This window comes from Methylopila sp. 73B (assembly GCF_000526315.1).
Lineage (GTDB): Bacteria > Pseudomonadota > Alphaproteobacteria > Rhizobiales > Methylopilaceae > Methylopila.
The window spans coordinates 1,865,258-1,890,922 of sequence record NZ_JAFV01000001.1 but is presented as its reverse complement, the minus strand read 5'-3'; the positions used below and the strand labels follow the sequence as shown (position 1 = coordinate 1,890,922).

Genomic DNA, 25,665 nt, shown 5'->3' with positions numbered 1-25,665 from the left:
GGTCAAAGCTCCGCGTCGGCGGTTGCGTGGTAGCTGTAGATCTGGCCCGAGGCGACGGTCCCTGTCGGCCGCAGCAGGATGCGTTTGTCAGAGGTGACGGCCTCGGCGATGGCGTCGGCCACGCCGTCGTGGCCCCGGGTCGTAGCTCCCGAAACGGGGCTGTAGGGCGTGACCGCCGGCGTAGCCCGCATGGCCACCGGCAGCTCCCACGTCACGCTCGCCTGCGCGCGAGCGAAGGCGGTCGAGCCGGACGTCTGAGGCGACGCGGTGAGCGCACCCGCAGCGTTCGCCGCTGCAAGCGGCGTCGTCACCGGGTAGGTCTTCGCGAAGTAGCGCTGGCACAGCGCCAGTTCGAGCGCCTCCGGCCGACGCTCGAACGGCGTCGCGGCCCCGCCTTCCTCGAACTGCGCGCGCCGGATCTCGATCGTGCATGGGTTCGTCACGGTGATGCGCGCGGCGAGATGGTGCCCGACGCCGTAGGTCTTACCGGCGGCTGAGGTGAGGTCGACGGTATAGGAGAATTTGACCCAACCGGTGGAGTCCGCAGGACCCGCGACGGCCGCTGGGCCGTAGGCCACCGAGGCGCTGTCGTTGAAGCGCTGGATGATCGTCGGACGGATCGTGTGGCCGGACCCTGAGATCGTCCGCACCTCGAACGAGAAGGTGACCTTCCGGCCGGCGAGCGTGGCGGCGTGCTCGATCCGTTGCTCGAAAGTGTAGTTGCCGGCGACGGTAAGAGCCAAGCGCGCGCAAAAGCCGCCTTCGCCAGTGTCCGCCTGGGATACCGTCATCCCCGAGCCGCTCCAGACGAGATACCAGCGATCGAGCGAACCGTAGCCGCCGGCCGTCTGCGACAGGCCTCGCTGCGCGAACCGGAAATCCCCATTGATGAGCCGGTTCCGGACGCCGAAGCCGCCGGCGTTGCCCCCGTCGAGGCGGGGATAGACCGCGTCGAGGCCGACGTTCGCGACCACCTGCGCCTTCTGAGCGTCGGTGAGCGCCTGGGCGGCGTCGTAGCGCAGGCGGGCCGCAAGCGCGGCGTTCATCGTGGTCGCGAAGTTGGCGTCGTTGCCGAGCGCCGTCGCCAGCTCCACCAGCGTGTCGAGCGCCGCCGGCGACGAGTTGACCAGCGCCGCGATCGCCGCCTGGACGAACGCCGTCGTGGCGACCCTTGTGCTGTTGTTGCCGACGCCGACCGTCGGCGCTGAGACGGCGCCGGTGAAGGTCGGTGCGTTGAGCGGCGCCGCTCCGAGGATCGCCAGACCGCCGGACGAGTCCGCGGCGGCGAGCAGCGCCTTGCCGATCGCGCCGGCGGGAAGAAGCGTCGCGCCGTTGGCGGACGAGAACGAAACGACGCGGTCGGCGGCCGGGACAAGGGCGGCCAGCGCCGTCAGCGCAGTCGTCTTGGTGGCCTTGGCGCCGAGCAGATCGTCGGTCTGGGTCTTGGTGTAGATCTCGGCGAGCGCCGCAACGACATGCTCGGCGAAGGCAGGGTCGTTGCCGACCGCTTCCGCCAGGGCGGCGATCGACGCCTGCACCGTCTGGGCGACGAAGCCTTCGACGGGCGTCAGCGCCGACTGCGAGGCGTTGGCGACGCGCGAGCCGGCGGTGACGGTCCAACCGGCGTAGGCGCCCGCGCCCTCGGCCGACAGCACCTCGATCTCGAGCACGCCGGCGTCGCGTTCGTAGGCCACCTTGCGGCCGAACATCGCGACCGCCGGCGTGTCCGTCGCCGTCACGGTGAGCATCGCGGCCGGCGCGAAGGCCGCGCGGTCGGCCTCGACGACGACGAAGGTGCGGACGCCGAGCCCGACCGTGGCTTCCGAGACCGAGCCCGCGGTGAAGATCACCCCGATGTCGGCCGCCGAGCGGATGCGGTCGGTCAGCGGCCCGACCACCTCGTCGATGATGTCCTGACCGTCCTGCAGAAGCTTGCCCTGCAGCTCGGCGACGCTCGTCGCCGCCGCCTCGACGCCGCGGAGCCTGGCGTCCACGTCGCCGAACAGGCGGTCGAACAGGTCGACGAGCCGCTCGTCGCCGTTTTCGGCCTTCAGCAGCTCCTGCGTGTAATCGAGCGGCTCCCGACCGGCCATGTCAGACCGGCTCGACGTGCGGCGTCTTGGTCAGGACCGCGTCGCCGAGCGCCTCGAGCACGGCGTCGTTGACGGTGTGGACCGGACCCGGGTGGAAGTTCGCGCCGAACACGTCGGAGACCTTCCGGCTGACGGTGACGTCCCAATAGCCCGAGGGCGAGACCTCGGCCTCGGGGGCGGTTTTCTTGGCGGCCATGTTCAGAGATCCTTTTTCAGGTGTAGCCGGTGTGGTCTCGGCTCACGACCGAGAACAGCTTGGCGGGGTTCGACGAGCCCATCGTGAACTTCAGCTTGAAGGACGTGATGTTCGGCAGGCCGCCGATGGTGAAGACGCGGCGCGTCTTGCCCGGCCCGATGGTCTCGGTCCGGAACGAGGTCGCGGCGACCTCGGTGGCGTAGCCGGCGCCGTGCAGCACGGCGGCGGTCAGGGTGTGGATCGCGGCGTCGAAGCCGATCATCTCCAGCACGAGCTTGACGCTCGAGGCGGTGACGCCGCCGGCCGGCATCGACTGCACGGTCGAGATGTGGGTGGTCGGCGTCCGGGGCCGCGAGGCGATCATCCGGCTCGCCGTCAGGTCGACGCCCGGCATCAGATCCTTCGTGCCCACGAACACGAGGCGCAGCTTCACCTGCGTCGGCGCGGTCGAGAGGATCGTCGCGTCCTTCTCGCCGATCGTCCGCCATGCGCCGGCGATCTGCGCCTGCATGATCAGATCCGTGCCGGCCGGCTGGAAGCCGGTGAAGATCGCCTGCAGCTGGCGGATGCCGCCCGGCAGCGCGATGTCGCCGATCTCGACGGTGACGTTGTTCGACGCGAACTTGCAGCCCCAGAGCCGGAACACGAGGTCCTGCTCGATCGAGCCGGACCAGTAGTCGCCGTCGGTCGAGATGAAGAGGGTGCCGTTCGTCAGGTCGTTGGACTTCGAGATGCCCACCCGGTGATTGCCGGTCGAGATCAGCACCACGGCGTAGCGGACGCCACGCTCGAGCCAGAACGGATCGAACAAGACCGACGACCAGGCCGGCCATTTTTTCAGGGCGGACGCCGCGACGGTCGCGGTGGCGACGGTGTTGTTGAGATCGGGAGTGCCGGCCTCGTTGCACTTCGTGATCGCGACGAAGACGTTGCCGACCGCCGCGATGTCGGTGAAGCCGACGTCGAGGCGCTTGTGCCAGCCCGCCTGCGCGCAGAGGAAAGTCTGCGCGATCTTCGCGCCGGAGACGTTCACGGTGGTGGCCCCGATCGACCACGTGTCGGTCGTCACGTCGATCCGCCAGAAGGGCGAGTCGCCCGGCAGGCCGTCGTTGCCGCGCGAGACCAGCCGCCAGTTCGCCCCGGCAAGCTCCAGCACCTCGAAAGCGTCGGTTTTCGGGTTCCGAACCCGCACGACGTACTGTTGCTTGAGCTTGGTCTCCAGCTCTTCGTAGGGCTGTTTCTCGGCGTAGTAGTAGTAGCTCCGCGTCAGCGTCTGCTTTTTGAGGACGTTGGCGGCGATGCCATAGGACGCGATCGCGATCTCGGCGTCCTTGTCGTCGACCTCGATCCGCAACGCGTCGGTCGACTTCGGCATGATCAGGCCGATCTCGGAGATGTCGACGCGGCTGTCGGACGGGTTGAGCAGCGCGACCAGCTGGGACGCGCGCTCGATCTCACCGAACTTGACGTAGCCGCCCTCGACGATCGCCGTGCTGGCGCCATCGGTCTCGCTGTCGGTCACGAAGTAGTCGATGCCGCGCGGCGACTGGTTGTCGGGGATGTCGAGCCGCTCCTTCATCTGGATGATGTCGCGGATCATCCAACCCAGCTCCGCCCGGGTGGCCGTCGCCTTGATCTGGCTCGCCATCGCGGCGTTGTCGGATCGCAGCGTGTTGATCAGCGCGGCCGTCTTCTTGTCCTGCGCTTGCAGCAAGGCGATCGCCGTCATCGCCTTCTCGAGCGAGATCGCGCTGTTCGCCGTCTCCATGTCCGGGCCATCGACGACGCCGGACGGCGCGAGGCGCAGCGACGACACCACGATCGAGCCGGCGGGGAGCGCAGGCCGCGACGGCGAGGCGCTGGCGGCGCCAGCGACGAGCTCGATGCTCGCCTGTCGGGCGACGCGGCGGGCGACGGGGCGGGGCTGGACGGCCCGGGTGACGGCGTCGACCAGGAACTTCACCGACTGTTCGTCCGTGTTCACCGTGTCGCCGGAGACCACCACCAGCACGATGCGGCTTCCGCTCGACGGCAGGAGCGAGGTCAGCGAGAGGCTCTGGACGTCGGTCGAGGGATAGACCTGACCGGCGCGATAGAACGCGCCCCTTGCGACGGACAGCTGCAGCGCCGAGGGCGCCGTGACCGTAAAGCCGGAATAGCGCGGCTCGTCGAACAGCAACTCGCGGACGATCCGGTCCATCGACGCCTGGGCGTAGCCCTGCAGCGCGTTCAGTTCGCCGGCCGGGATGACCTGATAGGGATAGAGGTTGACGCGGGTTTCCATTGTGCGGGCCTAGAGCTGGAGATCGGCGAAGGTTCGAGCGCTCGAGAGCGACCGGCGGGTGACGACGTTGAGGTCGAGCAGGATGTCGTCGCGCAGCGATTTGGCGGCGACGACCGCGTCGCAGACGAAGTTGAGCGTGGTCGGATCGAAGGGGCGGTCGGCGAAACACGCCTCCGCGAAACAGGCGTCCGCGTAAGCGTCTTCCCGGGCGGCGGTGGACGGGATCTCGACGACAAGCTCGGCCGTGTAGGCGGGCATGCCGAGCCGGTCGAAGTCGGCGAAAGACGCGGCCGGGCTCCAGTCCGCGGCGCGCTCGAGGATGCGGATCGAGCGATAGATGTGCCGTTGCGGATCTTCGGCGTCCGCGAACCCGACGTTCGCGTAACCATCGTCGAGATAGAGCGCGACGAGGTCCTCGGCGGGCAGCATGCCCAGCTCAGGCCGGATGTCCTGCACTCGGTCCATCGGCGCGACGAGGTGCCAGTTCTCGCCGCCGGCGAAGCCGTAGCCGAGCGCGACGCTGACGTGCGTCTGGATCTTCGGCAGGCCGTCGAGGAACCCGTCCGCGCTGGAGGGATCGTCGAACAGGGCGCAGGCTTCGGCCTGCTGACGCCAATGCAGGTCGTAGACCTCGCCCCGCTTGCCGACACGGGGATCGGCGCGCTTGCGGATCGTCACCGGCTCCTCATGGCCGTTTCGGATCATCACCGCGCGCTCGAAATCCGCAGGCGGACCGTCCGCGAAGAACGTCTCGTCGCCGTTCTCCGCCCCGAGGAAGGCGCCCGGCGTCAGCGCGTCGTCCTCGCCGTCGAACGGCGCGTAGCCGTTTTCGATGTCGGCCGAGGTGTTCTGGAAGATCCGGATCTCGGGCAGGCTCTTCAGGAAGGCCGCCCAGCGCTCGTCGTCGTCCTGCTCGTCGCCGCCGGCGAAGAACTCGGCCGGCGGCGTCACGGCGCTGAGCACGCGGCCGTCCGCGAAATCGACGAGATCCCGGATGCCGCTCAGCGTGCCGGCGCGGGCCTGCAGGTCGATCGCGCGATCGGCGAGCTTGCGCTTTCGCTCGTCGCTCCACTCCGGGTTCCAGAGGTCGACGCCGCGCCCGAAGGCGAGGAACGGCACGAAAGCCGAAGGGGCGTCGAGCGGCCGGGAGGATTCCGCGATCGGCATCGGCGTCGCGCCAATCCGCGAGCCGAGCGTCTCGTCGAGCGCGACCTCGAGCGGCGAGGCGTTTGACGGGACGAGGCGCTCGCTCATTCGTCGCGCGCTCCCACGACGACGTTCACGGCCGTCACCACGACGAGGTCGGCCGGGCCGGTGTCCACGTCGGCGGACGGCCGCGTCAGCGCGATCGACTGGACGCCCTCGACGTGCAGCTTCGCCGTGATCGCCGAGCGCGTCAGATCGCGGCCGAGCTTACGGTTCTCGACGAGGAAGGCGGCGAGCTTGGCCTTCGCCTCGGCCAGCACCGGGCCTGCGGCCGGGCCGGGGTAAAGCGTCAGCGTCGCCTCGATCTCGGCCGGCTTTAGCGTCGGCGCGCGCACGGTGACGACGTCGGTCAGGGGGCGCACGCGGTCGGACGACAGCGCCGCCCGCACCCGGGAGAGCGTCGCCGCAGAGGGCGTGGCGGCGGCGGCGTCGAGCACGGTGACGGTGACGGCGCCCGGGCCGCCCTGAATGGCCGTGACGTCAGAGAGGCCGGGCTCGGCGGTCAACGTGTGGAAGACGTAGGCGCCCTCTGAGCCGGCCGCGCCGTACGCCTCGGGCGCGAGCTGGATGCGCCGGCGCAGACGCGTGTCGCTTTCCATGACGGCGGCGGCGTCCGCGGTCGCCGGCGTCACGATGAGGCGCGTGACGCCGAAGCCGGCGCCGAGATGGTCGAGGTCGGCGCCGGTCGCGAAGGCGACCATCACGGACTGAGCGGCGAAGTTCACCCGCGCACGCACCACCAGCACTTGGAAAGCTGCGGCCTGGAAGATGGCCGCCAGCAAGTCGGTCTCGAGGTCGAGGGCGTCGATCACGGGAAGCGTCGGGTCCGCCGCGCGGAGGATCGCCCAGCGCGCGAGGAAGTCGGCCTTCAGCTCGGCGTAAATCGCCTCATAGGAAAGCGTCTCCACCACCTGGGGGGCTGCGAGCTGCGACAGGTCGACGGCGGAGGGACGCGTCATGCCGCGCTCCTCGCGGCCTGCTCGCGCCGCACGATGCCGGTCGTCGCGCCGGCTTCGGTCGCGATCGCGTAATTCCCGAACCGCCCCTCGGGGTAGTAGATCCCGCGATGGCGAAGGCCGAGGCCGCCGGCCTGCGTCAGCGAGACCAGCTGCATGTCGCGGATGCGATACTCCGGCTCCCATCGATGGGCCGCCGCGACGAGGTCGTTGTAGATCGCGAGCGCGGTCGCGGGTGTCAGATCCTCGGCGAGGTGCGAGTGCAGGTTCGATCCGAAGGCGAGCCGCATCACCCGCTGCTCGAGGCGCGTCAGCCAGATCACGCCGAGCGACTGCTCGACATGCGCCCAACCGGAGAGCGGCTTGCCGGTCTCACGGTTGGTTCCTGTCCGGTAGCGCACCGCGCCGATCATCGTTCGCGACCCCTTCGAAGCGGCTTCAGGACGGCTTCGAGGCCGGGCTCGAAGTCTTCGCGGCGCCGTCGCCGGCGGCAGGGGCCGGCGTCGGCGTCGGGGCGCTCGGCGCCGGCGTCGGCTCGGACGCGGCCGGCTCGGCTGGCGTCACGGTCTCGCCACGGGCGTTCGCCTGGATCTGCTCAAGCTCCGGCGTCGGCTTGTCGGACGGCAGCTTCTCGCCCTTGCGGACGATCGCCTGCGTCTGCAGCTCGTAGCGCGCCTCGTTCTCGGTCAGCTCGAGCGTGTCGCCGACAGAGACCCGATGTCCGGCGACGTAAGGCCCGGCGAGCTTCGTGACGGTGTAGGTTTCCTTGGTCATGCGCGCCCTCCTCAGGCGATGGAAAACCAGCCGCGCCCGGTCGAGGCGTGGCCGCAGTCAGCCTCGTCGCCGGCGCGGCACACGGCCTTGCCGTCGAGGCTCATCCAGCCCGAAGCGCCGACCATCTCGGGCGATCCGGAATGCTTGGTCTTCTGCGGGCTGTGGGGCGTCACGGGATCGCCGATCACCACGACGAGCTGCCCTTCGACCCGAAACCAGTCCTGGCCGCCGGCGAGCTGCGCGCCGCCGGCGGCGTCGAGCGATTTGACCGCGACGCCGGGCATCAGCCCTTCACCCCTGCGAAGGCCGGCGTCGTCAGCGTCGTCTTGCCCGGCGTCAGCTCGAGCACGGTCGCGCCGCAGGCGAACCGCAGCGACCCGTTCTTCATCGTGATCGAGGCGTTCCCGAACTGGACGACGGCCGCGTCGGTCGCCTTGGACGGCGGCGCGGTGTCCTTGTCGTAGGTTCCCCACACCGCGAGCGAGGCGCCGCCGATCGTGCCGGAGGGTGACTGCAGCACCATCTGCTCGCCGTCCTTCGGCGTGGCGTGGATCTGCAGCGTGCCGGCGCCCTGTTGCTGCCAGCGCACCGGCGGCGAGAGCACGGGCTTGCCGTCCGCGGTCTTGCCCAGCTCGAGGCGGACCGTCCGCTTCTCGGCGTCCTGACTGCCGGGATGCACCTTGCCGGTCAGCACGGCGCATGCGATGCGCCGGTCGGCCTGGGCGACCTTGCGGTGCAGCCGGCGGATCTCGGTGGCGGCGAGACGGCTCACGATCCAAGCTCCCCGCGTGCAAGGGCGAGGATCTCGGGCGGAATGCCGTCGTCGCCGAACTTCGCCTCGAGGGTGGCCTCGTCGAACGCCGGCGTCGCGGCCGACATGAACGGCGCGCCCTCGTCGATCAGCGTCTGCGTCCACGTCACGGCGTAATAGGCGGCGCCGCCTTCGAAGCTCTTCGTGGTGAAGACGGGCCGCAGCTCCGGCGCGGGATCGCGCGACGGCATCGTGATGTTGCGAAGGCCCCAGCTCGGCGTGTCAGCGTCGGCGAGGACGGCGAGCAGAAACGAGCCGATCGCATGCGCGATGTCCTCGCGCTCCATCCTGCGCCGCGTGGCGAGGTCGGCGGTGTCTTCCACCACGATGTAGGCGGCCCACTCGACAACGGAGCCGAACGTGCCCCCGACGTCGCGCGGCGTGCGGATGCGCGTCCAGCCGACCGCGACGCCCGGCGCTTTGACGACCGCCTTCGCGACGACGTCGGCGATGTCGAGCTTGCCGGGATGCGATTCCACGGTGACGTCGGGCATCAGGGTGTCGAGCGTCGCGACGATCGCCGTCTTGGCGGCCTCGAGCCGGGACGCCGCGATCATGGCGGAGAGGCGGGCGGGCGTGATCACCGGAACAGCCCTCCGAGGAAGTCCGTCACCAGCTCCTCGATCTCGGCGCGGTTGTCGTCGGAAATGCCGACAAACGGCCGGGCCGGGATCGTGACCTTCTTCGCGAAGAACGTGGACCCGTCGCTCTCGAACACGAGCACCTCGGCGTTCCTCGGGATGATGGTCGCTCCCTCCTGATGCACGTGGGCGTGCTCCCAGGACGCGCCCCACACCGCCTCGTCCGACGAGGCGGTCCATGCGACGGACTGAAGGAGGTGCTGCCCGGTATCGACGAGGATCGAGCCGCCGCGACGGTTCGGCGCCCAGGGCGTGCCGTCCGGCGACGTCTTCTCGTCGGAGATCCGCCGGCGCGTCTGGCTCTCGCCGACCGCGCCGATCGCCGACATCAGCGGCTCGCCGTCGAAGCCCGCAAGCGCAGCGACGATCTGCTCGGCGCGGCCGAGGCCGGTCAGGTCGACGGAGATCGAGACGCCGGCCATCTCACGAGAACCGCATGCGACGAGGCGAGAAGATGCGCACCGGCGCGTCGATCAGCACCTCGTTCGGCGAGGCCGCGCCGGCGGGAGCGGACGGCCCGTCGTCACCACCGCCGCCCGGGGTGAACGACAGGCCGCCTTTCCCCGAGGCGATCGCCTCGAGCCGCTTGATCGCCGCGTCGTACCGCTCCTTGATCCGCTCGTTCGAGCGCGAGAAGGAAATGGCGATCCGGTAGAGCGCGAGATCGATGCAGTAGATCTTCAGGGTTTCGAGGCTGTCCTCGTCGAGGCGCGCCAGCTCGGCCGGCGCATAGCGCGCCTTCAGGATGCCGCGGATCTCGGACGACGCGTCCTCGAGCGCGCGCTCGACGCGGCCATCGTCGCGCAGGCCGGTGGTCTCGTCGCCGGCGAGCACGATCAGCTCGGCCGGATAGCGCGCTTCGATGTCAGCGAGAAGAGCGTAGGAGGGCACGGGCGGCGGGCCTTCTATGGAAAGGGTGAGGGGCTTCCACCCCTCTCGGCCGATATTCGCCCTCTGTGACGGCGCGCCTCGGCTGGCATCCAAAACGGGGCGGCGGGCTGAACCCCTACGACTGGTCCCGGTGAGCAACGTGGGACCGCGTCCGCCTAGCGTGCCGGGGGCCTCGCGAGCCGTACCGGACCGCCCCTCTCGGGGTATCTCAGTCGCCGGGCCAGTAGCCTTCGGTGGCGCCGGCGTCGCGCAGGGCGATGAACTGCGCGCGAGTGACCTCGGCCGGGGCGCCGGCCTCATAGAGCACCTCGTCGTGCAGCACCCGGCTGGTGATCAGCACACTGCGCCGCTCGCCGTCGATCGCCTCGGCCGGGACGGCCTGCTGGACTGCGCCGCCGGCCATGACGCGCGCCTTCGCCGGAAACAGCGGCGCGTTGGGATCGACCGCCGGGGGCACCGCGTAGCCCGAAGCCCGGGCGACCGGACGCTCGACCACGACTGTGTCCGCAAGGCGCTGGCGGGGCTCGGTGGACGGCTCGAGCTGGACGCTCGAGGGCGACACGCCCGATGCCGCGGACAGCCGCCGGCCGGTCGCGCGGCGCAGTTCGTCCGCGGCGGCGCTGCGATCAGCGGCGGCTTCCGCCGCCAGTTTCTCGGCTGCTCGCAGCTCTTCGTCGGTCTGGGCCGTGGTCAGATCGACCTGCGCCTGACGCTCGGCCTCGGCGAGCGCCAGGCGCTCGTCAGCCGCCGCCTTCGCCGCGTCGGCCGAGGTGCTCTCGGAAGTGTCCATGCCGGATGTCCTTTTCGTAGGGCGGCGGGTGCGGGGCTTCACGGAGGTCAGCCGTTCGGAACCGCGTTCTGGATGAAGAAGCCGACGTCGGGCGCGACGATCAGCTGACGCTCGCGCGTGCCGGCGCGTACGGCGACGCCGCCCTGCAGGCCGATCTTGGGGTCCTGCAGCCGGCCGGCGATCGCCGAGCCATAGGTCGCCGTGTAGCCGAAGGTGACGCCGCTGGTGGTCGAGGCCTGCGGGTTCACGTGGATCGCGGCGATGTGGTTGCCCCACACCCGCTGCAGATCGACGGCCTGACCCCACTTCGCGGCGTCGAGGTAGGCCTCGCCGACGAGGATTTCGGTAATGCCCTCGAACAGCGCCGCGAACTGTTCCTTGGTCACGATGCCGGAGGTCGTGAGCCCGCCCTTCACCGCGTTGATCACCTTCGGGTGCGACGCGAGGTAGAACCAGACGCGGCTGCCCATCACCAGCTTGTTCGGCCGGAAGATCAGCGTTCCCTCGAGCGCCGCGCGGATGACGCCGATCGGGTCGGAGTTGACGTAGTCGCTGAACTGCGAGGTGCCCGAGAGCACGATCCGGCGCGACGCGGCGTAGCTCAGCGGATTGTGGACGAGGGACGAGACGCGGCGTTCGCGGGCAAGCAGATTGTAGTTCGCGATGCCTTCCACCGCCTGCTGCTCAGGATCAACGGTCGACTGCCCCAGCTCGCGCATGCGCCGAGCCTCTTCGATGTCCGAGATCGGGATCGGGGCCTCGAGACCGTAGTCGACGACGGAGCTATCCTTCTCGTTGGCCGAGAAGTCGACGCGGTTGACCTCGCCGGTGCGGCCGACCCGGTTGTCCGGCAGGCGGAAGCCTTCCTTGATCGGGTACTCGATCCACTTGAACCGCTCGGAGAACACGGCCACGGGCGGCAGCACGCGGTCCGCGATCAGCATGTTCGCGGTGTTGCGGTAGCCGATCGCGATGGCGGTCAGCGACGCAGAGACGGGGAACGGACGGCTCATTACGGGTCAGTCCTTCAGGTCGGGCGCGGCGACGAACGTCAGGCCGGCGTGTTGATGATGCTCGGGGCGACGTTCACCTGGACGATGTCGCCGGCGACCGCGTCGGCGAGCGCGTAGCCGCCGACCCGCACGACTTGGCCGGCGACCGGGACCGCCCTGATCGCCCGGCCCGTCGCGTCGGACGTCAGCGGGTCGAAGGCGGCGAAGGTCCCGCCGGCGAGCACCTCGGTCGGACCGGCGAGCACGACGTCGAGCATGTCGCCGGCGGCGCCTGCGCCCATGCGCTCGGTCACGCCGGCGATCCGGTCGGTGGCGGACGCTGCACGGCGGACCTTGGCGCCGTCGTTTGCGCCGGCGGCGAAGCGGTAGCCCTCGACGGCGGCCGAGGCCTCGAAGGAGCGGATGAGAGGGCCGAGGACCGACATCAGCGCGCGCCCTCCGCGGACACGGCATTGACGGCGTCGGAGATCGAGACCTCGACGCCCTTCGCGCGCATGTCCGACTGGTACATCTGCGCCTTGGCGGCGAGCGTGACCGGGTTGACGTCGGGGGCTGCAAGGCCGCCGGCGGGCGCCGGCCGGCTGTCCAGTCCGGACGCGCCGAGCTGGGCCGGCTTCACCTTCAGCAGCTCACGGACGCTGGCGAGGCCGGCGTCGGTGGCGCAGAGGTTGGCGTAGGCGTCGCGCTCGGCCGGCACGATGGTCTTCGCCTTCAGCGCGCCCTCGAGGAGATCGTCGACCTCCTTCTTCCGGGCGGCGGCCTTGATGCCGTCCAGCTCGGTCTTGGCGGCGGAGAGCGAGGCGAGCGCCTCGTCGTGCACGGCCTTGTCGACCGTCTTCGACCGGATCTCGGTCAAGGCGGAGAGGCAGGCGGCCTCGTTGGCGTCGGCGTTGAGGCCGAGCGCCGCAGCGATTCCCTTCATGGAAGTCTCCGGGTGGGTTTGAGCATGGCCGGCCGAGGCGACGGCGGCTCCGGGAAGCGCCGGCGCGGGCACCAGCGAGATCGAGTGAATCCACGTCGCGACGCCCGCGGCGTCGTGGTGGAAGGAGGGCGAGACGTAGCGGTGGGTGCGGGCTGCGAGCGCGGCCTTGCCGCCAGCGAGCCATTCCACCTTGCCGTAGAGCCCATCGGCGCGGGCCTCGAGCTGTTTGACCCAGCCCTGCGCCGCTGCGCCCGCGGCCTTCTCGACGATCGCGTGGTCGAGATCGACGGGGATGTCGACGCCGTCCGCGGAGAACCGCGCGACGAGCGTGTCCGGGTCGAAGGCGTAGGCGCGGCCGTCGCGGGTCGTGAACGATCCGCGCGGGCCGATCTTGATCCAGTCTGGCGCCGTGCCGGCGGCTGCGCCGGCTGCGGCGATCGCGACGTCGGTGACGACGACGCCGGCGGCGACGTTGGGAAGGGAAAGATCGGGGCTTGCGGCGGGGCGGCTCATGAGGCGAAGCTACGGCCATGGTGCCGTGCTTCGGGGGCTGACAGCTGTCAGCCCCGCCGACCTCCGCCCCATCGTGCAGGCGGACCCGCACCCGGCCCTTCAACGCCTCACCAGAAGCCGATTAAAAGCCGCAAGAAGGCCCTTCAGGGATTGCCCGGTCCCTTCGGGCCTCCACCTGTGCGCAGGCCGCTGTGGCGGCCCTGTGAAAGGACCGAGATGACAGCGACGTGGAAGCCAATTGGCTGGACCGAGGCTCGGGTGCAGCTGGCCGAGCCTGGGCTCTACGTGTTTGACGGCCCCAAGCTGTTGATGCGTTGCTTCTCGATCGAGCAGTGCCAGCAGATTGTGGAGGCCCTCAATGCCGGGAAAGCTAGGGTCTCGCAGGACAATGGCCTAGCCGCAAAGCAGGGAGCGCCGAGGGCGCTCCCTGCGTCTATTCGGTTAGCCGATTAGCTCGATGCGATACGGATCGAAAGAGGAGACCTGACCCAGGAGGGAATACAGGTCGAACCACATCTGTCGGAGAATTTCGCTCTCGCTCGTGTCCGAGTCGTTCCGAAGCGTGGGGCTTTGGAATAGTCCCGGCGACAATCTCCCGATCACTCGGTCGCCACTTAAGAGCCTCACAGAACTTCCGGTTGCGATCGTGTAGACGAAAGCGGAGGGAAGGTTCGGCGATTTGGCCAGCTCACGCACATGCCGATGCCAGCTCAAAGCGGCCGCAACGCCTCCCACGGCGTCCCCGTCGTTAATATAATTGCTGGATGAATCATCTCCGACTTTGAAGACCTCCAGGCTGTAGGTGACGCTTCCGTCGTCTGTAATCGTGCCGCTCACGTTGAAATGCTCAGACGTGAACTCGGCTCGCCGCCCACGGAACGTCGACTTCCACGACCCCATCTCAAACTCAGATCGACGACCAGATGCGGCTTGGCTGCGTTCGTCCTGGATAGAGAAAAGCGGTAGGGCCGGGTGAAGCTGTTCCGCCGCGAGTGATGGGATGGCGATCGGTGTCATAGGCACGCTGCAGGCGTGGACGCCGTAAAGGAGGGGAAACTTCGTTTGGGTCGGATACCGGTCATGCTTAGCGATGGCTTGCAGAAATGGCCGGCGAAGCTGCTCCAAGCGCTTTTCAATCTGCTCGGATTCAGAGTAGGCGCGAATGGTTAGGTCCTGAATTTCGCGCATATCCATGTCCAGCGTTTGGGTCCCGCGACGGATGAAGGCGCGGATGGAGCCCTCTTTCATCACGCCATGCGGACGACGTTCGGATCTCAGGACCCTGAAGACGATGACGCCTGCAGTCCCCTCAATCGGGATTGCACGGACAAAGACGTTTGGGGCGGGAGGAGACATCACCGCGCGCATACCTCGCTCTAGTGCGTCGGCAATTTGCGCGCAATCTGGGATCGGTTTCACTTCATCCGCGACCCCGTCGACTTCGCTGACCCCCAAGACGAACGTGCCGCCGTAGGCATTAAGGAAGCTGCACACCGCGCGGTGAAGCTTCGCCCGGCCGCTGTCGGACTTTTCCCCCTTTTCGCTCAGCGACTGCTTAAATTCCAGTTCGTCAGTTTCCGGTTCACCGATCAGCGCTGTTATGTCGTCGGGCGTTAGTTCCGCGAGCGGCTTTTGTTCGACGGCAGTGAGGGGCATATGATTCTCGCCTAGGTGACGCCGAAGGTTGCCTCGCTTATATTGTTGCGGGCGGCCGCTGCAAAATCGGGGTGCCGGAGCCAACCGCGGAGGGGTCACGTCCTCCCGGCCGCCTCATTCTCCATCCTCACGCTTCAGACGCTCGACCCGGCTTGGGCTCGTCGGATGCAGCGTGCGGACGTAGAGAAAGCCGTCCTTCGACACGCCCAGCGCCAGCCGCCACAGCCGATCGCCGATCCGGCCGACCAACGACCGCGCCGACTTTTTCGAGGCGTCGCGCACCGGCTCGCCCTCGTCGATCAGCTTCTGCACGTGCGCAGCCGCCTCAAGCCCGAAGCCGTGCTTTTCCATCTTCGTCGCCAGCGTGTCGTTCGACAGCGAGACGACGCCCGACTTCGCGCCGGTCGCCTTCGCGATGTCGCTGGCGACCGCGACCGGCAGGCGCGCGCGGTCCGGCAGCTTTGCGAGGATGGGCAGATCCTTCGACCCCAGCACGTCGGCGATCTGCTTCCGGGCGGTCGGCTCGTCGGTCGCGCTCAGCGTGTCGGCGAGCTTGTCGGTCAGCGTCTCCGAGCGCGCGAGGCCCGGGTTCGTGTGCCAGCCCGGATCGATCCCGGCCGGGATCTCCGTCACGACGCCGGTGCGACGATTCCGGTGCAGCACCGGCGGCCCGTCGTCGGGCGCGAGGTCGACGTAGAACACGCCGTCCGGACCTTCCTTGGCCTCGAGCAGACGGTCCCGCTCGCGGCGGGTGATCTGGCGCACGGTGCATTTGCAGCGCCAGCCGTTCGGCGGGAAGTGCGTCCGCCAGAACGGATCGTCGGCGGGCAGGATGACGCCGACCCACGCGAGATGCTGCTGCCGGGGCTCGTTGGCGGTCGTGCGGACATAGAGGATGAACGGCAGCGCCGCCTTCGTGCGCTGGATGCGGTCCCACTGGCCGGCCGCGCGCGCCGCGTTCATGTTCGACCAGAAGATCGTCTGCAGCCGCCGCGGCTGCGAGAAGTCGACCATCTTTGAGCGATCGCGCAGCTCGGGGTCCGCGACGGTCCGCGCGCCCCACCAGCCGATCCGGCGGAGATCCTGCTCGACGAGCGCCTTCCACGTCTCGAAGCCCTGTCCCTCGGCGAGCGCCTTGTCGATCGACGTGCGGAAGACGTCGAGCAGCTCGGTCTCAACCGCCTTCGCCACGGTAAAAGCGCGGGCGTGCTCCTGGCCGTAGACGTCGAGCCATGAAAACCGTGGGGCGTTCCGCTTCTCGCGGAAGTAGTTGAGGACTTCCGGCGGGGTCTGAAAGCCCTTCGTGGGCGCAGGCTCGGCCATCCCGTCAGCTCCGGAACGAGACGCAGTCGGGCGTCTCGCAGGCTCCGCTGACCGTCACGGCGCGCCGGCGTCGGCCGACCCGCCAGCGGATGACGCCGGCGCAGTGCGGACCGGCGCGTTGGCCCGAGGCGCCGGCCTGCAGCTGCTCGCGCGCGACCTCGGCGATGATCTGCAGCGCCACGCCCCGGCTCAGCGCCATGCTGCGCGCTTCCGCGTCAGTCACGGACATCGCCGATCCCGCGCGCGATCGCCGTGGCGCGGGCGAGCGATTCCGTCAGCCGGCGGGCGTCCGGCCCCTTCGCCTCGAGCATGGCCTTCGCCTCCTCGAGCGAGGCGGCGCTGTCCATGATCGTGCGGAGCCGGCCGATCAGATCGTCCTCGATCGGCTCCCAATCGCGCTCGAGCACGCGATCCATCAACGCCTCGACCTCGGCCGGGCCATCGTCGGCCGCCGCGGGCCGGGCGGCGAGCTGCGCCGGCGCGAGACAGCCGTCGCACCGACAGCCGCTCACATGGGCGGCGAGGCGGGCGCCCAAGGTCTCGGGCTTGGCGGCGGGCGGGACCGCCGGCGGCGTAACCGCGGGCTGACCGTCACCACCAGGTGGGACCGCCGGCTTCGCCGCCGGCGGCGTCAGAAGCTCCTCCTCGGCCTGCGGCTCGGAGAGACCGAGCTTCTCGCGCATCTCGCGCTGACTGACCTTGAAGCCGAGCGGCACCAGCCGTGAGACGCTGTCGGTCAGCGCCTTCACGTCCTCGGGCTCGGCGACGTGCAGCGCGACCTGCGGATAGGCGACCTGCGGCCCGAAGTTCATCGCGACGGCGACCTCGATCACGTCGCGGTTCAGCGTCTGGGCGAGCTGCTTGCAGTCGGCCCGCAGGATGTCGATGCGGACCTCGTTGTGGACCTTCGCCTGCGCCATCGACGCGCCGTCGTCGGCCGTCATCGTCTGGCCGACGACGAGCTTCGAGATGTTCTTGTCGATGTAGTCGATCAGTCCGCCAAACACCTGAGAGCCGTGCTGGCCCTCGACCTTGTGGAACTCGATTTCCATCCCGGCCGGGCAGATCGCGGCGGCGTCCTGGGCGATCATGCGGACGGCCTGCAGCAGCATCCGCTTGTCACCGTCCGACGCCGAGCTGTGATATTTGCCGAGCCGGAACGGCACGCCGTAGATCTCGGCGAAGGCCGCCCACGACTGGATGCCGAACTGCTGGACGAGGAAGCCGAAGCCGGCGGGACGCGCGAGGCCGCGACGCAGCGGGATGCCCATCTTCGAGCGCGGCATGTGGCGGATGAACTTCGCGGGCGGCAGCTCTACGCCGTCAAGGTTCGTGTCGGTCGCGAGCCGCAGTTCGGCGAGCGACAGCCGGTCGAACTGGAAGAAGCGCTGGTCGCGGTACTTGTACTCGACCGGGCGCAGGGCGCGGTGCTCGTACTCCCACATCATCTCGACGGCGCAGAAGCCTTTGGCGATGCCGTCCGTCAGGGCCGCGGTCGCCTCCTCGAAGCGCGGCGTCTCGACCAGCTCCGTGACGAAGTCGACGATCTTCGCCGGCACGCCCTTCGGCGCGTCGATCGAGACGGAAATGCCCTCGATCGCGAGCCGGCGCGTCTGGAGCTGCGAGGCGTAGTGCTGGTAGCGCTCCTCCATCTCCTCGGCGAGCGTCAGGTAAGACCGCGCGTGGCCGTTCGCCGCCTCGACCAAGATCTGCGACAGCCGCTCGGGCGTGAGGCCGGCCGCGACCGAATCCTCGATCGTCCGCCGGACGCCGGCGAGCGTCGGTGTGGCGATCTCTTCCGAGAGCTGTTGCGAGGCGATCGGATTGCCGCGCGCGTCGACGAGCCCGCTCACCACAGGACCTTCCCTCCGTAGTTCGTGAAGCTCTGGCCGGTGGAGCCGCCCAGCAGCGGGCTCGACGTCGGGCCGAGGCTCGAGGCCGGCGTGTAGCCGTATTCCGGCAGGTCCTGCGTCGAGACCCAGAACGACAGCGCGCCGGCGATCGCCGTGTCGCCGTGCCGCCAGTAGCCGTCCACACCCAAAAGACGGAAGTCTTCCGGAACCTTGATGACGCGACCGACATACTGCAGGGATTGATGATCCCTCAGGACGTCCTCGTCCGGTTCCAGCTCGATCGACTGGTCGGCGAAGGCTTCGACGTAGCCCGGCATGTTGTCGCGGTACCAGAGGCCGCCTGAGAAGTTCACCTCCACAATCGACCCGCCAAACTTTTGGGCCGCCACCTCGGCGAGGTAGGCGCCGTTGCCGGTCGCGTCGAGCGCTCCGCCGGCCATGCGCGGAAGCCGCTCGACGATCCAGAACAGCACGTCGCGCTGCGTCTCGTAGGGCACGTTGCGCAGCTCGAGCGTCAGCCGCCGGCGACGGATCAGGTCCGCGCCGATCTCGTCGAACACATAGGCCGAGCCATCGCCCTTGCGCGCGAAGTCGCAGCCGAACACATGCGCCCGCCGCGGGTTCATCGCCTCGAGCACAGGCTTCAGCTGCGCCTCGCAGAAGGCCAGCGTGATCGCCTGCCGGACGTGCGGCGGCTCGTTCTTGAAGGCGTCGTCGCGCGCCCAGCGCACGATCTTGCCCGTGCCGCGCCTCATCACCGCTTCGATCTGCACGCGCGTCAGCGCGGCGCCTTCGGCCTCTGCCGGGATCGCGTCCAGCTCTTGGCGCATCGCTGCGGTGCGCGACCCGTAGGCACCGCGGATCTCGGCCTCCCACGCGTCCTGTTTTTCCTGCGTCCAGTCCTCGCCCTTGTTGGCGCAGACGCGGCGGAACAGGCCGTTTTCGACCGCGGCCGAGAACGGGATGTTGTGGACGACGTAGCGGTTCTTGCCGGCGTGGGCTTCGCGGATCAGCTCGTTGAAGGGGTTCAGAACGCCGTTGTGGGTCGAGATGATGCGGATCTTGCCGCCCCAGATTAGCAGCGCGTTGACCGCGTCCAGCACCGCCCGGACGTCCTTGTGGTAGGCCGCCTCGTCAATGACAACGGTGCCCTGCAGGCCGCGGATGTTCTCCGGCCGGGACGACAGCGCCTCCACGCGGAAGCCCGAGGCGAAGCGCACGCGGAACGCGGCGATGCTCTTGGAAGAGCCATCGTCGCGCTGATCCTCGAACAGGAACTCCTCGATCGTCGCCAGCTCTTTCGCGACGATCTTCGCAAAGTGCGCGACGTACTGGATGAACTCGCGGCCCTTATCCTTCGTGTCGCCGATGTAGAACACGTTGGAACCGCCGGCCGAGCGGGAGGCCGCGGCCAGCAGCGTGTCCGCCAGGGCCTCGACGAAGGTGATGCCGGTGCGCCGCCCCTTCTCAGCGATCTTCAGCGTGGACGTGTCCGCGAGCCAATCGACCTGATGGCGCATCAGGACGCCGGCGCTGCGAGGGTCGAGATCGTCCGGGATCTCCGCGCCGGTCGGGAGCGCCTCGGGAAGGTCCGCGGGGTCGCGGGAGAGCACAGGCTCCTCGGCGAACCGGTCCTGATCAAGCTCCATGAGACGCCTCGGCGGGCTTCGGCTTCGGCCGAGGGTCGCCGCCGAACACGTTGAAGAAGCCCTCGTGCAGGTTGCGGATGGTCTCTTTCGAAAGCCCGGCGTCGCGCGCGACCTTATCGACGGTCGCGAGCGTCTTCGCGGCGGCCTTCTTCTCGGCCTTGGCGTCGGCTTCGGCCTCCACCTTCTGGCGGCGGTCCGCGGAGATCTTCTGCCCGGTGATGATCGCCTTGAACGCGTCGGCGATCGCCTTCAGATCCTTGGGCGCGCGATCGACGCCGTCCGCCATGAGCTCGGCGATCAGCATCATGATGACGTGCCCGACCTTCACGGCTTGCTCGTCGAGGTCGCCGGCGGTCAGATCCTGCACGCCGGCCAACACCTCGCGCGCGGTCTCCATGCGCTGACGAAGGGCTTTAAGCCGGACGGCCTTCCGGCCGAACGCCGACGAGGAGATCGGCGGCACGCCTTTCACCGCGAGCTTGTCGTTCAGCTCGAACAGGATGTCGGCGTTCGTGCGGGTGCGCTTGTTCATCTCGCGCACCGCCCAGACGATGTCGTCCTGGGCGTGCTCGGGCACGAGGTCGAGCGAGCTGAGGCGGTCGCGACGGCCGTCCATCGGCGTCAGCTCGCGGTCGGCATGCCGAGGGCTTGCAGATAGAGGTCGAGGATCGTCTCCATCTCCACGCGCTCGTCGGAGTCCTGCTTACGCAGCGAGATCACCTTCCGCAGCACCTTGACGTCGAAGCCGTTGCCCTTGGCCTCGGCGTAGACCTCTTTGATGTCCTCGGTGATGCCGGCCTTCTCGTCCTCGAGCCGCTCGATGCGCTCCACGAAGGCAGTCAGCTGCTCTTTCGCGATGTCGTCGGGATTGACGGTGGACATGGGCGCGCTCCTCAGATTTCGACGTCGAAGTCGGGACGCTTGATGCCGGCGATCTCCACGCGACGCTTGAGGAAGCGTTCGCCGAGATCCGTCAGCTGGGCGATCGTCGCCGTCTCGCTCTCGCCCACCTTGATCCGGCGGACGACCCCGATCTGCTCGAGGAACGCGAGCTGGGTCATGATCCATTCGGGCGAGTGCTCGGTATGGCCCTCGACCTCGAGCACCGCCTCGAACGCCCGCACCGGCAGGCGACCGCTCGTCTGGCGGCCCAGCTCGCGCACCATCACGAGGCGCGCCTCCTGAAGCATCCGTTCCTTGAAACTCAGCATCAGCTCGTCCCGTCTGAGGGCGATGGCGCGCGCGCGCTCATCATGTGGTCGTACATCCGGTCGATTTGTTTGGCGGTCGTCTGCACGACCGTCTTCACGCCTTCGAGCTGGACGTCGATGCGGTGGACATGTTCGGCGGTCGGGAGGTGTGAGACCTGCGTCTCCAGCGCGCCCAGCCGGTTGGAGACGTCGACCGAGGACGTCTCCATGGTCGTCAGCCGCGCCTTGACCTCGGTCATGTCGCGTAGGGAGGCGGAGTTGCGGGCGACGCCCCACACCGCCATGAAGACGAAGAACGCGATCGTGATCATCACGAAGAACATCACCGCGGCGTCGATCTCGATTGGGGCTTCCGTCATGTCTTGGCCTCCGGCGCCGAGATCTCGGGAAGCGGCGCGTCGAGGCCGATAACGCCGGCCTTCAACTGCTTGATCCACTCGAGCAGCAGCCTGACCTGCTGGCGAAGCATGTGGATCTCGAAGCGCGCGTCCTGCACATCGCCCCGCAGTTCGTCGTTCTGGCCCGCCATCTCGGTGAGCTTCCGCGCCATCGCGTCCTCGCGCTGATGGCTCGCCTCGAGCGCGTCCAGCAGCTTCTGCTGGAAGTCGGTCGCCTGGACTGCGGTGCGCCCGCCGCTCAGGAAGGCGAACAAGCCGAAGCGGTTCGCAACGAGCACCGCGAGGATGACGAGGGCGAGGCCCGTCACCCACACCGAGTCCGAACCTTCGGCCGCCTTCACGAGCGCTTTGACGGCCTCGGCGTCCATCAGCGGTGCGACCGCTCGACGTAGATGGCGCCGATGAACGCGACGAACCCCACGACGAGGTAGGTGACGCCGCCGGTCGTGACCGCCCAGGCCATGAACGAGCCGATCACCGCCCAGACCCAGGACGAAACGCCGAGCCAAAACACGCGCCAGAACCGCGCGTGAGGATTGAGGTAGCTGATGAGATGGACCACCGCGAGGAGGGCGAACACGCCGACCGACGCTTGCCGGGTCATGAACGACAGCCCGGCATAGGTCAGCCGCTCCATCGTCACCGGGTTATGCGCGATCGACCAGACCCAGCCGCCGGCGATCAGCGACAGGCCGAGGTCGACGCCACGGATGCCCGGAGCGGCGAAGAAGCTATCGATAAAGCGGAGCGCCCAGGTCAGCGCGCTGTCGAGGAAGCGCGCGACCGTGCTCCGGCCGTAGTTCAGCGTATGGATGATCACGAAGTCGGACACGGGAAGCTCACTGCTGCGAAACGAGAAGATGACCGCCGCGGGCCTCGACGATCTTCTTCAGATCGTCGGCGTCCTTCGGCGCTTTGAGGTCTTTCAGCGTGTCGGCGCCGTGACGCTTCACGTAGGCGGTCGCCTCTTCGAGGATCGCTTCGCGCTCGCCCAGCGCGATGCCGACCTGCGTCCGCGTGAGGCTGCGGCGGGCCACGGCGCCCATGATGCCGGCCTCGACGATCGCCTGCAGGCGGTTGCGCCGGCGCTCGTCGAGATCAAAGCCGAAGCGCTTGAACAGGCGCGCCAGCACGCCGACGGCGAGAAAGGCGGCCGGCGCCGCGAGGGTCAGGACGACGCCGGCCGCAAGTTCCGTCAGCAGCGAGATCCACCACGGCGGCGCACCGGTCAGCGTGGAGCCGACCTCCTGCGCCGCGACCAGGCCGGACAGCGCAACGCCCAGCACGACCGCGAAGAACACGATCGCGCAGGCGACGAGCACCACCTCGACGGTCTCGAGGAAGAAGGCGAAGACGGTTCTGAGCATCGCCGCCTCCGGTCAGCCGAGACGCTCGAGCGCGGTCGCGGCGGCGTTCCATTCGCCGTCCTCGACCACGCCGTCGTCCGACAGCTGTTGTGACTTTTGGAAGGCGGCCGTCGCCGTCCGGGTGAGCGGTCCGAATTTGCCGTCCGCCTTGAGCTGCGGCGATGCGCCGAGCGCGTTGAGCTGCTCCTGCCAGACGCGGACGTCGTTGCTGTTCGAGCCGATCTGCAGCCGTGGGAGCCCGGCCTTCAGCGGCTTAGCGGGACCGCCCACGGGCAGCGCGACGCCGTTGGCCCAGCGGTAGCCGAGCAGGCTCGCCTTGGCGTAGCGCGCCTCGGAGACCGAGTTGGCCTGATTGCCGCCGAGAACGACGATCTTGTCGCCGGTGTCGCCGAGGTAGAACGCGACGTGGCCCTGCCACGCGGAATTGCCGCGCTTGAAGACGACGATCGCGCCGGGCGCCGGCGTCTTGAGCGGCTGGCCCCAGGCGAGGAAGGAGCGCGCGTTGAGCTTGCCGGTGCCGGCGATTCCGGCCTCCTTCAGCTTGGCGTTGACGAAGGCCGCGCACCACGCGGTCTCGTCGTCCTTCACGTAGGGGTGGCCGGCCTCGGCGAAGAAGTTGACAATGCGGGGCTCGTCGCGGGACCCGACGATCTCGCGCAGACCAAGGTCCCGCCGGGCGGCGGCGAGCCAGAGAGGTTCGAGGGACAAGGGATGCTCCGGGGCTTGACGAGAGCCGCGCGACGCGGCGTTCTTGTCGTCACCATCCCCTTCGGAGCCGGGATTTCGGGGGCTGACAGCTGTCAGCCCTAAGCGTCAGCGACGGGCCTTCGAAGACGGCTCGAAGAGGTCCAGAAGCGACGTCTGGTTCGGATCGACGGCGTCGCGGCCGTCCAGCCGCCGCTTCACCCGGAAGCCCGTCCGCTCGTGCATTCCGGCGGCCTGCGCCGCCTTCCGGACCGTCATGCCGGCCTCGATGTTGCGGGCGAGCTGGCGCTTCGCGGCCTTGACCACCGAGCCCGGTCCCATCGGGATCACGATCTGCCGGGCGCCGGTCTCGCGGCCGTCCGCGTTGATCGTCCGGAAGTGCGCGCAGATCTTGTCGGCCGCCTCACGACCGACCGCCTCGACGAGCCAGTGTCCGTTCTTCGCGCGCGCCGGGATCGTCACACGCCGTCCGCCGGCCGCCGTCGCGAGCGCGAGCGCCGCGTCGAGGCCCGCGGCCTCGGCGACGTCTGCGAGCATTGGGGGCAGCCACGAATACTTCACGCGACCGCTCCATCGAACAGCGGGGCGTCTGCCGGCGGGCACCAGCGCAGGATGTCACGCGACAGCTCGAGGCGCTTCCGGCAGGGCGGAATGAACGTCACCGGATCGCTTAGGCGGCCTCTGCTCTTCGTCCAGCCAAGCCAGCAATAATCGGTCGCGGTCGACTTCTTGGGGTTGTACCGACCCGCCACCATGGGCACGCGCTCGACGTACGGCGCATGGATCGTCGGCGGGAACCGACTGAACAGTTTCCGGAACCGCGTGCCCCCGCCGAACCACTGGCTTCTGACCAGCACGAAGACGCCGAAACGTTGCGGTGCGAACGACGATGTCAGGGCCGCGAGCACAATGCCGGCGGCGATGTTGAACGGTGGATTCGTGACGATCAGGTCGGACGGCCGATCGAACGCGCCGGGCTCCAGCGCGTCGGCGACCTCGTAGCCGGTGCCGTAATCGAAGACGTCGCTGCCGCGGCACGAACCGAGCGTTTCCTTCAGCGTCTCGACCATATGGCCTTCGCCGCAGCACGGGTCCCAGCCGCACAGGTCGCGAGGCTCCCAGCCAGTGAACTCAAGCGAGGGGGCGAGCACGAACTCGACGAAGGCGCGCGTCGCCCAGGGCGGCGTCGGGAAGAAGTCGAGCGCCTTCGGCGGCGAGCGCCGTCCGGCCATGACAGCGAGGAAGCCGGCCGGGCGGGTCATCGGGTGAGGTGCCCGTTCCGCCGGCGATAACCCCGGGGACAGAAGCTCCAGTCGCGGGCAAGCGCCGTGACGATCGCGCCGCGTGAGACGACGAACCGAACGCGGGCGATCACGATGGCGAACTGCGGCGGCGAACCGACAAGCGCTCCTGCCTCGCGGCCTGCTGCCGTCGCATCCGCAATTTGGGCGCGGCAGGCCTCGACGTCGACCTGATAGACGCGCTCGAGGAACCTTAAGACCGCATGGTCGGAGACGATCTGGTCAGTCATCGAGCTCGAGCTCCGGTTGGTACCCGTCCTGCGCCCGCCGCCGGCGGCCTGCCGCGCGCTGGGCCTGATCCACTTCCACCTCGAGCTGCGCGTGGCGCAGATCTCGAAGCCGGGCGAGATCGCCCTCGATCGACCGATGCGCCCGCCGCTTCCGTTCGATCCGCGCTGTCAGCTGCTCGATCGAGGCGGGGCGCATCTGTCATGCCTCCCGGCGCGCCTGGGCGAGGCGCTCGCCGCCGTCGCGGATCAGCGCGTCAAGCCGCGCCTCGTCGAGCGAGCGCACGCCGATGCGGCCGGGAAAGTCGATGAACTGCGGGTCGACGCCGGCGGCCGTCAGCAGCCGGCGGAGGGCGAGATAAACGGCGAGCTTGCGGCCGTGGCCGGTCTCGTCCTCGCGGCGCCACACGACGCCGCCGGCGCGCGCGAGCCACGCCTTCATGCCCTCAATCGCCTTGCGGCCGTCGCGGGGATCGCGGACCCACGCCATGTTCTGGATGCCCGTCTGGCGCTCGACGAAGGCGACCATCGCCGTGTCGGACGGGTTCTCGATCACGCCGAGGGCGTGGCCCGAGATCCAGAGCGCCCGGATCACGGCGACGAAGGGCCCTTCAAGGGCGAGCGCGCCCTTGCCCGAAGCGGCGGGTTTCCGGGTGGCCGGCTTCGCGCGATCGCCCGCGATCACTTTCAGCCGGTCGATCACGCGGATCGCCTGCGCGGCCGTCATGTCCTTCGTGGAGCGGACGCCGACCTCCCGCTCCATCAGGTCGCGGCGGGTGTCCTCGTCCAGCCCGGCGTTGCGGGAAAGGGCGTGGATCTTCTTGATCTGGGTAACTGTCGGGCTCACTGATGACCCCGACCAAGACAGCTTTGCTCGAAAGGACC

The 25,665-nt window shown here is 68.9% G+C and carries 34 protein-coding genes; all 34 read right to left on the bottom strand.

What is annotated here, in order from left to right; all coding sequences use genetic code 11:
• Window positions 1-2 precede the first annotated feature (2 nt).
• Window positions 3-2,093 (bottom strand): hypothetical protein, encoded by a 2,091-nt coding sequence (locus K244_RS23885; protein ID WP_020185957.1) that lies wholly within the window; start codon window positions 2,091-2,093, stop codon window positions 3-5.
• 1 nt (window position 2,094) lies between these two features.
• On the bottom strand, window positions 2,095-2,289 hold the full coding sequence (locus K244_RS0109155) for a hypothetical protein (protein ID WP_020185956.1): 195 nt from the start codon (window positions 2,287-2,289) through the stop codon (window positions 2,095-2,097).
• A 16-nt stretch (window positions 2,290-2,305) separates the two neighbouring features.
• The gene (locus tag K244_RS0109150; RefSeq protein WP_020185955.1) at window positions 2,306-4,573 is read right to left on the bottom strand and encodes a hypothetical protein; all 2,268 of its coding nucleotides are present in this window, start codon (window positions 4,571-4,573) and stop codon (window positions 2,306-2,308) included.
• Window positions 4,574-4,582: 9 nt separating this feature from the next.
• Entirely contained in the window at window positions 4,583-5,827 is a 1,245-nt protein-coding gene (locus K244_RS22625) for a phage tail protein I (RefSeq protein WP_024816405.1), read from the bottom strand.
• The gene (locus tag K244_RS0109140) at window positions 5,824-6,738 is read right to left on the bottom strand and encodes a baseplate J/gp47 family protein (protein WP_020185954.1); all 915 of its coding nucleotides are present in this window, start codon (window positions 6,736-6,738) and stop codon (window positions 5,824-5,826) included. The genes K244_RS22625 and K244_RS0109140 overlap by 4 nt, the downstream gene beginning before the upstream one ends.
• Entirely contained in the window at window positions 6,735-7,148 is a 414-nt protein-coding gene (locus tag K244_RS0109135) for a GPW/gp25 family protein (protein WP_020185953.1), read from the bottom strand. The genes K244_RS0109140 and K244_RS0109135 overlap by 4 nt, the downstream gene beginning before the upstream one ends.
• 25 nt (window positions 7,149-7,173) lie before the next feature.
• Window positions 7,174-7,509 carry a hypothetical protein gene (locus tag K244_RS0109130; RefSeq protein ID WP_020185952.1) on the bottom strand — a complete coding sequence of 112 codons (336 nt, stop codon included), beginning with the start codon at window positions 7,507-7,509 and terminating at the stop codon, window positions 7,174-7,176.
• A gap of 11 nt (window positions 7,510-7,520) precedes the next feature.
• Window positions 7,521-7,793: a hypothetical protein gene (locus K244_RS0109125; protein ID WP_020185951.1), complete on the bottom strand. Its 273-nt coding sequence runs from the start codon at window positions 7,791-7,793 to the stop codon at window positions 7,521-7,523.
• Entirely contained in the window at window positions 7,793-8,281 is a 489-nt protein-coding gene (locus K244_RS0109120) for a phage baseplate assembly protein V (protein ID WP_020185950.1), read from the bottom strand. Before K244_RS0109120 ends, K244_RS0109125 begins: the two co-directional genes overlap by 1 nt.
• The gene (locus K244_RS0109115) at window positions 8,278-8,904 is read right to left on the bottom strand and encodes a hypothetical protein (protein ID WP_020185949.1); all 627 of its coding nucleotides are present in this window, start codon (window positions 8,902-8,904) and stop codon (window positions 8,278-8,280) included. Before K244_RS0109115 ends, K244_RS0109120 begins: the two co-directional genes overlap by 4 nt.
• The gene (locus K244_RS0109110; protein WP_020185948.1) at window positions 8,901-9,383 is read right to left on the bottom strand and encodes a phage virion morphogenesis protein; all 483 of its coding nucleotides are present in this window, start codon (window positions 9,381-9,383) and stop codon (window positions 8,901-8,903) included. The genes K244_RS0109115 and K244_RS0109110 overlap by 4 nt, the downstream gene beginning before the upstream one ends.
• Before the next feature lies 1 nt (window position 9,384).
• Window positions 9,385-9,852, bottom strand: a complete 468-nt coding sequence (locus K244_RS0109105) for a DUF1320 domain-containing protein (protein ID WP_020185947.1) — start codon at window positions 9,850-9,852, stop codon at window positions 9,385-9,387.
• Between the two features lie 208 nt (window positions 9,853-10,060).
• On the bottom strand, window positions 10,061-10,642 hold the full coding sequence (locus K244_RS0109100) for a hypothetical protein (protein ID WP_020185946.1): 582 nt from the start codon (window positions 10,640-10,642) through the stop codon (window positions 10,061-10,063).
• Between the two features lie 47 nt (window positions 10,643-10,689).
• Entirely contained in the window at window positions 10,690-11,655 is a 966-nt protein-coding gene (locus K244_RS0109095; RefSeq protein WP_020185945.1) for a hypothetical protein, read from the bottom strand.
• Window positions 11,656-11,693: 38 nt separating this feature from the next.
• Entirely contained in the window at window positions 11,694-12,080 is a 387-nt protein-coding gene (locus tag K244_RS0109090) for a DUF2190 family protein (protein WP_020185944.1), read from the bottom strand.
• On the bottom strand, window positions 12,080-13,090 hold the full coding sequence (locus K244_RS0109085) for a phage protease (protein WP_020185943.1): 1,011 nt from the start codon (window positions 13,088-13,090) through the stop codon (window positions 12,080-12,082). The genes K244_RS0109090 and K244_RS0109085 overlap by 1 nt, the downstream gene beginning before the upstream one ends.
• A 441-nt stretch (window positions 13,091-13,531) precedes the next feature.
• Entirely contained in the window at window positions 13,532-14,746 is a 1,215-nt protein-coding gene (locus K244_RS0109075) for an ATP-binding protein (RefSeq protein ID WP_020185941.1), read from the bottom strand.
• A 114-nt stretch (window positions 14,747-14,860) separates the two neighbouring features.
• A complete protein-coding gene (locus tag K244_RS0109070; RefSeq protein ID WP_020185940.1) occupies window positions 14,861-16,069 on the bottom strand; it encodes a phage minor head protein in 1,209 nt (402 codons plus the stop codon).
• 4 nt (window positions 16,070-16,073) lie between these two features.
• On the bottom strand, window positions 16,074-16,298 hold the full coding sequence (locus tag K244_RS0109065; protein WP_155931661.1) for a hypothetical protein: 225 nt from the start codon (window positions 16,296-16,298) through the stop codon (window positions 16,074-16,076).
• Window positions 16,285-17,922, bottom strand: coding sequence for a DUF935 domain-containing protein (locus tag K244_RS0109060; protein WP_036306503.1), 1,638 nt, complete (start codon window positions 17,920-17,922; stop codon window positions 16,285-16,287). Before K244_RS0109060 ends, K244_RS0109065 begins: the two co-directional genes overlap by 14 nt.
• Window positions 17,919-19,571: a hypothetical protein gene (locus tag K244_RS0109055; protein ID WP_020185937.1), complete on the bottom strand. Its 1,653-nt coding sequence runs from the start codon at window positions 19,569-19,571 to the stop codon at window positions 17,919-17,921. The genes K244_RS0109060 and K244_RS0109055 overlap by 4 nt, the downstream gene beginning before the upstream one ends.
• Window positions 19,561-20,187, bottom strand: coding sequence for a phage protein Gp27 family protein (locus K244_RS0109050; RefSeq protein WP_020185936.1), 627 nt, complete (start codon window positions 20,185-20,187; stop codon window positions 19,561-19,563). Before K244_RS0109050 ends, K244_RS0109055 begins: the two co-directional genes overlap by 11 nt.
• Window positions 20,188-20,192: 5 nt before the next feature.
• Window positions 20,193-20,453, bottom strand: coding sequence for a DUF2312 domain-containing protein (locus K244_RS0109045; protein ID WP_020185935.1), 261 nt, complete (start codon window positions 20,451-20,453; stop codon window positions 20,193-20,195).
• An 11-nt stretch (window positions 20,454-20,464) separates the two neighbouring features.
• Window positions 20,465-20,782: a hypothetical protein gene (locus tag K244_RS0109040; protein ID WP_020185934.1), complete on the bottom strand. Its 318-nt coding sequence runs from the start codon at window positions 20,780-20,782 to the stop codon at window positions 20,465-20,467.
• Window positions 20,782-21,141 carry a DUF2730 family protein gene (locus tag K244_RS0109035; RefSeq protein ID WP_020185933.1) on the bottom strand — a complete coding sequence of 120 codons (360 nt, stop codon included), beginning with the start codon at window positions 21,139-21,141 and terminating at the stop codon, window positions 20,782-20,784. The genes K244_RS0109040 and K244_RS0109035 overlap by 1 nt, the downstream gene beginning before the upstream one ends.
• Window positions 21,138-21,548, bottom strand: coding sequence for a hypothetical protein (locus K244_RS0109030; protein WP_020185932.1), 411 nt, complete (start codon window positions 21,546-21,548; stop codon window positions 21,138-21,140). The genes K244_RS0109035 and K244_RS0109030 overlap by 4 nt, the downstream gene beginning before the upstream one ends.
• Window positions 21,548-22,012, bottom strand: coding sequence for a hypothetical protein (locus K244_RS0109025; RefSeq protein WP_020185931.1), 465 nt, complete (start codon window positions 22,010-22,012; stop codon window positions 21,548-21,550). Before K244_RS0109025 ends, K244_RS0109030 begins: the two co-directional genes overlap by 1 nt.
• Window positions 22,013-22,019: 7 nt before the next feature.
• Window positions 22,020-22,547, bottom strand: a complete 528-nt coding sequence (locus K244_RS0109020; protein WP_020185930.1) for a hypothetical protein — start codon at window positions 22,545-22,547, stop codon at window positions 22,020-22,022.
• A 12-nt stretch (window positions 22,548-22,559) separates the two neighbouring features.
• Complete coding sequence (locus tag K244_RS0109015) at window positions 22,560-23,255, bottom strand: TIGR02594 family protein (protein WP_020185929.1); 696 nt, start codon at window positions 23,253-23,255, stop codon at window positions 22,560-22,562.
• 105 nt (window positions 23,256-23,360) lie between these two features.
• The gene (locus tag K244_RS21680) at window positions 23,361-23,813 is read right to left on the bottom strand and encodes a hypothetical protein (RefSeq protein WP_024816404.1); all 453 of its coding nucleotides are present in this window, start codon (window positions 23,811-23,813) and stop codon (window positions 23,361-23,363) included.
• Window positions 23,810-24,514, bottom strand: coding sequence for a hypothetical protein (locus K244_RS0109005; RefSeq protein ID WP_020185927.1), 705 nt, complete (start codon window positions 24,512-24,514; stop codon window positions 23,810-23,812). Before K244_RS0109005 ends, K244_RS21680 begins: the two co-directional genes overlap by 4 nt.
• A complete protein-coding gene (locus tag K244_RS0109000) occupies window positions 24,511-24,783 on the bottom strand; it encodes a hypothetical protein (RefSeq protein WP_020185926.1) in 273 nt (90 codons plus the stop codon). Before K244_RS0109000 ends, K244_RS0109005 begins: the two co-directional genes overlap by 4 nt.
• Window positions 24,776-24,979, bottom strand: coding sequence for a hypothetical protein (locus K244_RS0108995; RefSeq protein ID WP_020185925.1), 204 nt, complete (start codon window positions 24,977-24,979; stop codon window positions 24,776-24,778). The genes K244_RS0109000 and K244_RS0108995 overlap by 8 nt, the downstream gene beginning before the upstream one ends.
• A 3-nt stretch (window positions 24,980-24,982) precedes the next feature.
• Window positions 24,983-25,627, bottom strand: coding sequence for a regulatory protein GemA (locus K244_RS0108990; RefSeq protein ID WP_020185924.1), 645 nt, complete (start codon window positions 25,625-25,627; stop codon window positions 24,983-24,985).
• Window positions 25,628-25,665: the final 38 nt, after the last annotated feature.

What these genes read in the sequence shown, in the direction of transcription:
- K244_RS0109155 (WP_020185956.1), bottom strand. Translation starts at nt 2,289, where the DNA reads ATGGCCGCCAAGAAAACCGCCCCCGAGGCCGAGGTCTCGCCCTCGGGC.
- K244_RS0109070 (WP_020185940.1), bottom strand. Translation starts at nt 16,069, where the DNA reads ATGGCCGAGCCTGCGCCCACGAAGGGCTTTCAGACCCCGCCGGAAGTC.
- K244_RS0109055 (WP_020185937.1), bottom strand. Translation starts at nt 19,571, where the DNA reads ATGGAGCTTGATCAGGACCGGTTCGCCGAGGAGCCTGTGCTCTCCCGC.
- K244_RS0109130 (WP_020185952.1), bottom strand. Translation starts at nt 7,509, where the DNA reads ATGACCAAGGAAACCTACACCGTCACGAAGCTCGCCGGGCCTTACGTC.
- K244_RS0109000 (WP_020185926.1), bottom strand. Translation starts at nt 24,783, where the DNA reads ATGACTGACCAGATCGTCTCCGACCATGCGGTCTTAAGGTTCCTCGAG.
- K244_RS0109110 (WP_020185948.1), bottom strand. Translation starts at nt 9,383, where the DNA reads ATGGCCGGCGTCTCGATCTCCGTCGACCTGACCGGCCTCGGCCGCGCC.
- K244_RS0109150 (WP_020185955.1), bottom strand. Translation starts at nt 4,573, where the DNA reads ATGGAAACCCGCGTCAACCTCTATCCCTATCAGGTCATCCCGGCCGGC.
- K244_RS0109020 (WP_020185930.1), bottom strand. Translation starts at nt 22,547, where the DNA reads ATGCTCAGAACCGTCTTCGCCTTCTTCCTCGAGACCGTCGAGGTGGTG.
- K244_RS0109005 (WP_020185927.1), bottom strand. Translation starts at nt 24,514, where the DNA reads ATGACCCGCCCGGCCGGCTTCCTCGCTGTCATGGCCGGACGGCGCTCG.
- K244_RS0109030 (WP_020185932.1), bottom strand. Translation starts at nt 21,548, where the DNA reads ATGGACGCCGAGGCCGTCAAAGCGCTCGTGAAGGCGGCCGAAGGTTCG.
- K244_RS0109035 (WP_020185933.1), bottom strand. Translation starts at nt 21,141, where the DNA reads ATGACGGAAGCCCCAATCGAGATCGACGCCGCGGTGATGTTCTTCGTG.
- K244_RS0109075 (WP_020185941.1), bottom strand. Translation starts at nt 14,746, where the DNA reads ATGCCCCTCACTGCCGTCGAACAAAAGCCGCTCGCGGAACTAACGCCC.
- K244_RS22625 (WP_024816405.1), bottom strand. Translation starts at nt 5,827, where the DNA reads ATGAGCGAGCGCCTCGTCCCGTCAAACGCCTCGCCGCTCGAGGTCGCG.
- K244_RS0109140 (WP_020185954.1), bottom strand. Translation starts at nt 6,738, where the DNA reads ATGACGCGTCCCTCCGCCGTCGACCTGTCGCAGCTCGCAGCCCCCCAG.
- K244_RS23885 (WP_020185957.1), bottom strand. Translation starts at nt 2,093, where the DNA reads ATGGCCGGTCGGGAGCCGCTCGATTACACGCAGGAGCTGCTGAAGGCC.
- K244_RS0109085 (WP_020185943.1), bottom strand. Translation starts at nt 13,090, where the DNA reads ATGAGCCGCCCCGCCGCAAGCCCCGATCTTTCCCTTCCCAACGTCGCC.
- K244_RS0109100 (WP_020185946.1), bottom strand. Translation starts at nt 10,642, where the DNA reads ATGGACACTTCCGAGAGCACCTCGGCCGACGCGGCGAAGGCGGCGGCT.
- K244_RS0109065 (WP_155931661.1), bottom strand. Translation starts at nt 16,298, where the DNA reads ATGTCCGTGACTGACGCGGAAGCGCGCAGCATGGCGCTGAGCCGGGGC.
- K244_RS0109090 (WP_020185944.1), bottom strand. Translation starts at nt 12,080, where the DNA reads ATGTCGGTCCTCGGCCCTCTCATCCGCTCCTTCGAGGCCTCGGCCGCC.
- K244_RS0109050 (WP_020185936.1), bottom strand. Translation starts at nt 20,187, where the DNA reads ATGGACGGCCGTCGCGACCGCCTCAGCTCGCTCGACCTCGTGCCCGAG.
- K244_RS0109095 (WP_020185945.1), bottom strand. Translation starts at nt 11,655, where the DNA reads ATGAGCCGTCCGTTCCCCGTCTCTGCGTCGCTGACCGCCATCGCGATC.
- K244_RS0109135 (WP_020185953.1), bottom strand. Translation starts at nt 7,148, where the DNA reads ATGATCGGCGCGGTGCGCTACCGGACAGGAACCAACCGTGAGACCGGC.
- K244_RS0109125 (WP_020185951.1), bottom strand. Translation starts at nt 7,793, where the DNA reads ATGCCCGGCGTCGCGGTCAAATCGCTCGACGCCGCCGGCGGCGCGCAG.
- K244_RS0109045 (WP_020185935.1), bottom strand. Translation starts at nt 20,453, where the DNA reads ATGTCCACCGTCAATCCCGACGACATCGCGAAAGAGCAGCTGACTGCC.
- K244_RS0109040 (WP_020185934.1), bottom strand. Translation starts at nt 20,782, where the DNA reads ATGCTGAGTTTCAAGGAACGGATGCTTCAGGAGGCGCGCCTCGTGATG.
- K244_RS0108995 (WP_020185925.1), bottom strand. Translation starts at nt 24,979, where the DNA reads ATGCGCCCCGCCTCGATCGAGCAGCTGACAGCGCGGATCGAACGGAAG.